Origin of the sequence: Streptomyces sp. NRRL WC-3549, from assembly GCF_000721935.1 — a bacterium.
Classification (GTDB): Bacteria; Actinomycetota; Actinomycetes; order Streptomycetales; family Streptomycetaceae; genus Streptomyces.
Map to the genome: position 1 here is coordinate 3,179 of NZ_KL585441.1, position 1,732 is coordinate 4,910.

2 protein-coding genes are annotated in these 1,732 nt (G+C 70.2%); one reads left to right on the forward strand and one right to left on the reverse strand.

The window, feature by feature from the left end; translation table 11 throughout:
* Window positions 1–339: DUF6643 family protein (locus IH13_RS0133330; RefSeq protein WP_031090402.1), on the reverse strand; the 339-nt coding region annotated here is incomplete at its 3' end.
* Window positions 340–1,175: 836 nt separating this feature from the next.
* On the opposite strand from IH13_RS0133330, the gene IH13_RS0133335 reads away from it, so the two are divergent.
* On the forward strand, window positions 1,176–1,732 hold a 557-nt coding region (locus tag IH13_RS0133335; RefSeq protein ID WP_234433481.1), incomplete at its 3' end, for a TerD family protein.

Below are 1,732 nucleotides of genomic sequence, written 5' to 3' on the forward strand. Positions count from 1 at the left end.
CGGCTGCTGCGGGATGTACGGCGTCGGCGCGGGATGCAGCTGCGCCGGCTGCATCATCGGTGCCTGCTGCGCCCCCGCGTTCTGGTACTGCGGCTGCCCCGTCTGCTGCGGATAGCCGTAGGACCCGGGGTGCTGCTGGGACGGGGCCGCCGGCAGGGCCGGAAGCGCCGAAGGCAGGGCCGGCAGATAGCTGTTGCCGGTGTCGTAGGCGGCGGGAACCCGGATCGGTGCGATCTGGGGGGTGCCCCGTTCGGCGACCAGGGAGTCGTAGATCGGGGTGTCGGGGAACGACGGCGCGGCGTAGTAACCGCCGCCGTAGGTGGAGCGGGGGGAGGTCATGAGACATAAGTTAAGCCCACGATGTGCTGATTGGGGAGTCCCAATCCTTTGGTCATCCGATTTACGCTGGTTTTGCCCGCCTGACCTGCCAAAACATTGGTAAAGCCGCTGTTAGGAGCGGGGGCTTTTCCCAGGGAGGGCCGGAGAGTTTACAAGAAGTGGCGGACGGACTACAAAGGGCGACACCCGCCCGGAACTCACCAGGACTTCAGGGCTTCGCCCCGAACGCGCCGCTTACGGCGTCAAAAGATCGCCGAGGGCCGCCGAGGACTGCCGCGGCCGCCGGCACGCGCCCGCGCACTGCGGTATCGGCGTCGTCGCCGCCCGCCGGATTCGGCAGGACGTCGACGACCGCGCCCGGCCTCCTGTGCCGGTCTCCACCGTGCCCGCCCCGACGCACCGAGGAATTCACCCGGTCCACGGTCACGGACTTACGCGCCTTTCCCGATCGGTAAGCGTAAGCCTGGCCACCACCGTGCGCATGGACAACGCCCGGCAGTGGGGCCCTGTGTGACGCCCGGCAGGACCCGCTCCGACGGGGCGGGCGACGCGCATTGCCGGGAGAGCCTTTCGGCCGACGGGGAGGCCGTCCACGTGCGCGCGGGCGGCCGAGAGGCGGCCCGAAATGAGTGATCGACCCGCCAGAAACCCGTTCCGGGGCGTGCGTGGTGCGTAATGCGGCAGTGGAATCCCGGGGTGCTCACCGGGCGCCCGCGACTTCGGTGGACGGACGGGGCGCCGGCGGCCTCTCCCGCCGGGGTGTGGGCGTTGCGGCGCCCCGGGGAATAGGTTGGCCGGAAACTCTCCGGGCAGCCGGACTCGTGTTGGGGGCGAACATGACCATGCAAAAAGGAACCAACGTCGCGGTGCCGGCCCGGTCCGTACGGATCGAACTGGGTCGGCACGCTTCCCCCGGGGCGCCGGACGTGGACGCCTCGGCGCTCCTCCTCGTGGCGGGAAGGGTGCGCGACGACGCCGACTTCGTGTTCTACAACCAGCCGGCCCACGCCTCCGGAGCGGTGCGCCACGAGGGCAAGAGGACGGTGGGCGGCGCCGTGACGGACACGCTCGCGGTCGACTTCGACCGCATGGAACCGGCCGTCGAACGGGTCGTCGTCGCGGCCTCCGCGGACGGCGGAACCTTCGGCCGGGTCACCGGCCTGTACGTGCGGGTCCTGGACCAGGCGACCGGGGCGGAACTCGCACGCTTCGAGAGCGCGGACGCGACGGTCGAGACGGCCTTCATCCTGGGGGAGCTGTACCTGCGTCAGGGCGCGTGGAAGTTCCGCGCGGTGGGGCAGGGGTACGACACCGGACTGGCGGGCCTGGCGACGGACTTCGGTATCTCCGTCGACGACCCCGGGCAGCTGTCTCTTATACACATCTCTGATGG